The 7,861-nt window shown below is 34.6% G+C and carries 5 protein-coding genes; all 5 read right to left on the bottom strand.

The features are described from left to right. The coding region (locus tag VFS71_RS07055; protein WP_326400220.1) for a glycoside hydrolase family 3 protein at window positions 1-1,174 on the bottom strand (1,174 nt) is incomplete at its 3' end. A 54-nt stretch (window positions 1,175-1,228) separates the two neighbouring features. Then, on the bottom strand, window positions 1,229-3,058 hold the full coding sequence (locus tag VFS71_RS07060; protein WP_326400221.1) for a DUF4091 domain-containing protein: 1,830 nt from the start codon (window positions 3,056-3,058) through the stop codon (window positions 1,229-1,231). An 82-nt stretch (window positions 3,059-3,140) separates the two neighbouring features. Beyond that, complete coding sequence (locus VFS71_RS07065; protein WP_326400223.1) at window positions 3,141-4,595, bottom strand: glycoside hydrolase family 30 protein; 1,455 nt, start codon at window positions 4,593-4,595, stop codon at window positions 3,141-3,143. A 17-nt stretch (window positions 4,596-4,612) separates the two neighbouring features. Next, window positions 4,613-6,058 carry a glycoside hydrolase family 30 protein gene (locus tag VFS71_RS07070; RefSeq protein WP_326400224.1) on the bottom strand — a complete coding sequence of 482 codons (1,446 nt, stop codon included), beginning with the start codon at window positions 6,056-6,058 and terminating at the stop codon, window positions 4,613-4,615. Between the two features lie 16 nt (window positions 6,059-6,074). After that, on the bottom strand, window positions 6,075-7,184 hold the full coding sequence (locus VFS71_RS07075; protein WP_326400225.1) for a sterol desaturase family protein: 1,110 nt from the start codon (window positions 7,182-7,184) through the stop codon (window positions 6,075-6,077). Window positions 7,185-7,861 lie beyond the last annotated feature (677 nt).

The raw sequence follows: 7,861 nt of genomic DNA on the forward strand, positions 1-7,861 counted from the left end.
CGTTTTTCAATAAAACAATACTTTTTTGAGCAACAGAACGAGCTATTTTAGTATGCTCCGGATTATTCAAGGCTGCTTTTTCTCTCTCAGCATTACAAAATTTAAATGGGTCGTCAAACAATCCCAGTTCAAACTTTTTACGCAAAATTCTCCTAACTGCATCGTCAATCAGAGAAATATCCACTCGCTTTTCTTTAACTAATTCCGCAAGATAATCTCTATAACAACGACTTTCCATATCCATGTCGCTACCGGCTGTAATCGCATCAAAAGCAGCCTCTTTTCTATCAGCAGAATAGCCATGATTTACCAAGTCTCCGATTGAACCCCAATCTGAAACCATAAACCCATCAAATTTCCATTTTCCTTTTAAAATATCCCTTTGAATATATTCATTTGCAGTAGCTGGAATTCCATTAATATCATTAAACGAGTTCATAAAAGTAGCAACACCTGCATCAACTGTTGCCTTGAATGGAGGCAAGTATACATTCCAAAGCATATTGTTACTCATATCCACTGCGTTATAATCACGCCCTCCTATTGCCGCTCCATAAGCAGCAAAATGTTTTGCACAAGCCATCATAGCATCTGTGTTTCCAATTCCTTTTCCTTGAAAACCTTTCACTCTTGCATACGCTATTTTAGAACCAAGATAAGTATCCTCGCCTGCTCCTTCCATTACTCGTCCCCAACGAGGATCACGAGAAATATCTACCATCGGGGCAAAAGTCCATTGAATACCTGCTGCAGCCCCTTCTGTAGCTGCGACTCTTGCTGATTGTTCCATTGCTCCCAAATCCCAACTTGCAGCTTCTGCTAAAGGAATTGGAAAAGTTGTTTTGTACCCATGAACAACATCTTGTCCAAAAATCAAAGGAATTTTCAATCGGGATTCCATAGCCATTTTTTGCCAAATCGCCGTACGAACGGTACCATTTGCATTCAAAATAGAACCAACTTGCCCTCTTTTTACTTGCCCAAAAACATCATTATCAGCTGTAACAATTCCAGTTGCAACGCTTCCGTCATCATTATATTGATTGAGTTGCCCAATTTTCTCTTCAAGTGTCATTTGTTTCAATAAAACTTCCACTTTTTGTTCAATAGTTTTTTGCTGCGAAAAAACCGAAACGAAGCTTAATAAAAGAAAGGATATAATTATTTTTCTCATTGGTTTTAATTGAAATTCTATTTTTTAAATAGCGTGATTTACTTTAAAAACAAATTACTTTTGCAATATTTCACTTAATTCATTAATCATTTTTTGTGCAGACGTAACATCATTCTCAATTTTTGTGGTTTGAAAATCATGCTCAGAATTTAAAGTTAATAAAAACGTATTTAATTCTTTCATTTTCTTTAATGCAGACTTGTTTTTTGAACTTTTTGCGAGGTTTTGCAAAATTTTAATTTTTTCAAAATCAACAATTCCTTCTCTCAATTTTTCGAATCGAATACTGCTATTCCCGCCAGGATACACCAAGAACGCATCACCGGCACCCCAACTTACGTGTCTTGCATCTCTTGTAGGATCTGAGCCCCAAGATTCATAAGCCCAACGTAAAAAACCATCATATCCATGCGCCAATGTATAAAGTCCAATCCAACGTCCTTCGACAGGTGGTGAAAAAACAAAATTATTTGGTTTTACCGGTGTACAACATACATAAAAAGTAGAAGTCTGTCCTTTTGAAGATCTGTTTGTCACGTCTTTTAAGCTTCCTTCTTTGGCAAAAACACTGCAATAATCATCCAATAAACCATCTAATTCAGGATGCCAGTCACCTGCATAAGTTATTTTCCATTTATCAGAATGCTTCTTAACAATGTGAATAGCTTCTAAAGTTTGCTCCATAGCATTTTCGTTGATTCCTATGTAGGTTTTATCAAACCAGCCTTTCGCTTCAAGATGTGATTTCAAATCGGTTAAAAAAATATTCCAATTCGCTTTAAATTCATCTGATGTTGGAAGCCATCTTTCAGTTATATAATTACCTGTGGTTTCATCTTCATAGCGAAATCTTTCTCCCCAAGGAATTGGTGTATAAATCGTAATAGCCTTATCTACTCCTGCATCTATCGCACATTGCACATATTTGTCGAATATAGAATAATCAAATTTCCATTGTCCGTTTTTTTGTTTTACCCAACCAATCATGGCCTCATCTACATAATAGGTAGTATCCTGCCAAGGCGAATGAACGGCATAGGTGGTTATGAATTTTCCACCAGCATCAGCATACATTTTCAGATGTTTTTTCAATAACATCATGTGCTCTTCACTCCAAGGTTTCACTTGAAAATAATGGGCAAGTACCCAAGGATTTTGCCAAAGATCAAGTCTAAAACTCCAATCATGAGGTTTCGGAAGAGTCTGATTTTGAACTTGAATTGAAATAGGTAGTTTAATTGTTTTTTCCAAAGATTGAATTTCTATTTCTCCTTTGTAAGTTCCTGCTACTGCATTTGCGGGAATCTCAAATGCAAGCCAAACAGGTTTCACTGTCATTTCAGGCAAATCAAAACGGTCTAATTCCTGATTATAGGATTCCAATCGATCCGGAAGCAAATAAGATTTGTCTACAATTCCTTCGCCACAATCTACATTTGTTGCATTATAGGGATGGTTAGAAAGTACATAATTAACCAAATTGATTTGCAAATTGTCTTTTCTTAATACATTTCCATTTTCATCTTTTAAATCCGACGCATGAATTCGTACTTGATTTTGTGCTGTAGCAGACCAAATCAAAAGCATTGCATTTTGTCGTTGCCCTTTCCAAGCGGCTCCTCCCCAAAAAACAGCTGTACTAGTTGGCGGGTTGTTTTTAAAATACGCTTTATCGGCATTTCCAAAAGCAGCTTGAAGCCCCTTTTCTTGGTTTTGCCAATCTGTCAGATTTGATTTTATTTCATACTCGGCTTTTGGATGATCAATTATTTTTGGGGTCGAAGCTGCATCCAATTCGTAATTCTGGGCAGTGGCAATCCCAGAATACAGAATTATACCAAATGCTATACTTCTATAAAATTTTAAGTGTTGTAGCTTTTTCATGATAGTTTTATTACTCTCTTTTTATTTCTATAAATAAATTGATCGTTTAAAAATAATGGTTAATGTCTTTTAAAATAAAAGATTAATACACCAATGATTGAATCGAATGGGGAAGAATTTTTATTTCGGCCACTTGATTTCCAACGAATAAATTATAAATTATTTCTTTATTGGTTTTATTCATTACCACAGTTACAATACCTCCTTTTTGGTTTGCAAATGAAGTAGTCAATAAATCATTCCTGCTTGCTACACTGCTTATTCTTTTAGCTCCAGGGCGAATAAATTTTGAGAAATGACCAATATAGTAGTAGCTCGGCGTATAAATTATTTCGTCTTTTGTCAGATCCGCATGAACTGGTGCAAAGCAGAAATTTCCAACATGATTTGGACCTCCATTTTGGTCCAAAAGAATATTCCAATCTGTCCATCCAACAGTACCATTATTAAAATCGTTTATCATCGACTCTCCATACTTTTCACCATTTGGCCAATATTGATATTTGGAAGCATCAAATCTTTCAACACAACCTTCTGTAAACATTATATTTTTATCGGGATACATTTCGTGAGCCTTACCTACATTATCAAACTTTTGCTCACCACCACTCCAGTTTTCATACCAATGAAATCCGATTCCCCAAGCATATTTACTGGCTTCCGGGTCGTCAAAAATAACACTGGCTCTTTCTGTCATTAAATCTCGATTATGATCCCAAACAATGATTTTTTTGGAACCAAAACCTGCTTTTTTCATTGTTGGTCCTAAATATGTTTTTAGAAAATCACGTTCCTCTTCAGCAGTATAAATACAGGACTCCCATGTTTGACTCGCCATAGGTTCATTTTGAACGGAAATCCCCCAAATAGGAATTCCTTCTTTTTGGTAGGCAGCAATGAATTTAGTATAATAATTTGCCCATGATTGGCAATATTCTGGTTTCAATTTTCCGCCTTTTAGCATATTGTTTGTCGTTTTCATAAATGCAGGAGGACTCCATGGACTGGCAAAAAGAGTAAGGTTTCCGTTGGCTTCGGCGATAGATTTTTTTATCATTGGAATTCGGTCTTTCAAATCGTGTTGAATGCTGAAAGTTTTCAAATCTTTATCCCCCTCATTCACGTAAGTATAGGACCCACTACTGAAATCACAACTATGAATGTTGGTTCTTGCCAAAGAATACCCAATTCCTTTGTCTACATTATAATAGGCTGTGATTAATTCTTTTTGTTTTCCTTCGGATAATTTTGAAAAAACTTCTGCAGTGGCATCAGTAATTGCTCCTCCGATACCCAAAACAGATTGAAATTTTTTATTTGGACTTACAAAAACAGAAGTCTCAACTTCTAGTGCTTGTGTAGCATTTTTGAATGTGAATGTATCTGTTTTAGACAATCTAAAATTACTTTTTTCAGCTGTTGTGTAAACGGTAACGCTCTTGTTTTTGGCTGAATAATTGGATTGTACTTTGCTCTTTTGTTGTGCCAGAACAAAAAACGATGTCATCAGAAGTATTCCTGTTAGTACTTTTTTCATCTTTTTTATTTTCGAAATTACCAAACGTAGGTTGCTACAGATCCTCCATTTAATGAGGTAGAAACTTGTTTTTGGTTGTATTTAATATTAAATGATTCTGTCGCTTCCCCGTCATTTTCTACAATTAGAACTGTTTTCCCTGCTGGAGTTTTAAACGCAACATTGTATAAATTTCCGCTTATGTTACTCCCAATACGTACAGAACCAGCAGGAACAAACTTTGAAGCATGAGCAATAATATAGTATCCAACTTCCCTTTTGATTGTCCCGTTTTTATCAATGGCCATAGCTCCTTTACAAGTACTGCACCCACCTGGCGTAAAAGGCAAGTACGACTCATCATTGGCTAATCCCCAAGAAAGTGCATTTTTACTCCAATTACGCATTGATCCAATTACCACATTTTTTACCATCCATTTTAAATCTAATTCAAAACTGGTATCAGAACCTGTATATTGCTCGGTAAAATAAAGATCTTTATTAGGGTATGCATCGTGAACTGTTGTCAAAGCACTGATGTCTCCTTCGTATAAATGAAATGCTGAACCTGCCACAAATGGTAATGCTTTAGGGTCATTTAAAATAGTTAAAGGATATTCCGGTTTGTTGCAGTTGTGATCATAAACAACAATTTTGGTTTTAATTTTTGCTGTTTGAAATGCTGGCCCTAAATTATTTTTAATAAAATCGGCTTGCTGTAATGCCGTCATATACATACTTGGATTATTACCTGGATGCAAAGGCTCATTTTGTGGCGTTATAGCATCAATGGTAATACCTTCCGCTTTCATTTTTTGAATGAATTTTACAAAATAATTGGCATATACTTCATAATATTTCGGTTGCAAGCTTCCACCCACAGTGCTTCCATTATCTTTCATCCAAACGGGTGGAGACCATGGCGATCCCATAATTTTTATCTGAGGATTTATGGCGATAATTTCTTTTAAAAGCGGAATCACATTTGTAGCATCTGGGCCAAGATTAAAATGTTCTAATTTCAAATCGGTTTCACCAACTGGCATATCATCATAAGAAAAAACCGCTTCATTTAAATCAGAAGCTCCAATACTAATACGTAAATAACTTATTCCAATTGCATTATTTTTCGTTCCAAATAATTCTTGCAGCAATTCCTGTTTTTTCGCATTTTCTAACTTATTAATATTCTGGGCACTTCCACCAGTTAATGAAAATCCAAAACCTTCTACTGACTGAAATTTCTGAGAAGCATCCACTTCAATAGTTGGATTAGAATTGGTTGTTGTAGTAAAAACTAAATCTTCAGTTTGTTTTTGAAGTTTCGAAGATTGATTACTCGTTGTTATCCAAAAGCTGGCTGAAACCGGAGTTGAACTTGTTTTTATTACTCTATCTGATGGTGCGCAACTTAAAAACAAGCTGCCGATAGTTAATAAAAATGAAGATTTAATAGATATACTTGTTATTGCTGTTGCTTTCATTCTAGTTTTAATTTATTTATATTGTACTTATGCTTTCTTCATTTGCGGAGCGTTCTTGACTTACTGTCTGAAAATTTGCTTCTCTATGCTCTTGTTGTCGTGCGTCTAAAAATCTTTGTCTTTCCATACTCGCCGTTTTATGATCTCCTGTATGGTTCCATCCTGGTGGCATAATGATGTATAATAATTTGTGCTTTAGCGTTGGTGCGTAAATAATATCCTTGCATAAATCGAGTATTTCACCAAAATAGACATCTAAAAAGCTATCGGAGTTCATCTCTCTTGATATGCCGTATTCTATTTTTATATCGTCCTCTTCAGGTTGGTAAGAACCAAACAATCTATCCCATACATTTAATAACACACAATAATTGGTATCCAAATACAATGGATTTCGGGCATGATGTACCCGATGATGTGAGGGTGTAATTATCAATTTTCCTAGAAAACCGAAACGGGCATTAGGCAAAAAATTATCACCTATATGAAGCATTTCTCCCCAAATACTGTCTATAGACATGATAATCGCCAGTATTACAGGAGGCACACCTAATAAAATGCAAATCGTTACATTGACAGCAAAAAGATAAGTAAGCTCTAAAAAAAAGCGAACACCAGAAACCGATAAATTCATCGTTTTGGGAGCGTGATGTACCGAGTGCAAACACCACAGAATACGAACGTTATGACTCGACCAATGATATACATAATATGCAAATTCCCATACGATATAGCCATAAATGAATATATACCAGCTAGATTCTGCTTTAAAAATAGCATAAGGACTACATAAGCCAATACAATAGGCGATAACCCCAATAGATATGTAGCGTCCTATTAAAGAATTGAATAAGCTAATAAAAAACGGCATTCGATAATCCTCGCCTATCTTAAACTTTCTCTTAATGAGCAATCCCGTTACTTCTAGAAAAAAGATTATGCCCCAAATTTGTCTAAGCAACGAAGTGATTCCATCCCAAGTTTGCAAGGAAGAAAAATCTCCTTTTTTTGCGTATACAAATAATTCAAGAATGCCATCCATATGTAAAAATCCGTAGATTTCTTGGTATAGAAATAAAAACAAGCTAACAACTGTCTGATACAAAGCCACTATTATATCCATCATATATTATATTATTTTAAAGATTTAATTTTTATAATCTCTTATTTCTTTTTAAAAATTCATTATATCAGACACCATAAAGGAGTTCCATTGAAATACGAATTGTGTATATCTATTTTAAGAAAATATAAAGAATCCAAACTTTCATTTTGGAAAGAATTAGTAAAACCATTTATTCTGGTTTATCTGGTTACAAAGCATAAATAGCTAATGAAAATCAAAAAACTTTAATTTCGATAAAAGCTTTTTTGAGTCATTTCAAATAAAAATCTGAAGAGAAAAGGGTATGTTTTGATGTAAATTCGTTTCTACCAAAGCTTCTAACTAAATAGAAGCCTTAGTGAAAACTTAACTAACCAAACCAAACTAGTTACTTATAAACTCTTACGCAATCAATTTCCATTTCGTTTGGAAACATTCGATCATCAATATCTGCCCCCCAATTGCCTCCTATTGCAAGATTTAAAATCAAATAATAAGATTTTTTACAAATGAATTTTTAATTGATTTTTCTTTATAATATTGATTTTCATTATTTCCCCAACCATGACCTACAGTTTCAAAACCCCATTTTGTTTCGTCTGGTAAACCGCTATAATTAAACTCATCAGACCAAATTAATCGATAATCATGCTTTGATGAAACTTTTTATTGGATCCACAAGAAGACAAAATCAATAA

The organism is Flavobacterium sp. (genome assembly GCF_035760125.1).
Classification (GTDB): Bacteria; Bacteroidota; Bacteroidia; order Flavobacteriales; family Flavobacteriaceae; genus Flavobacterium.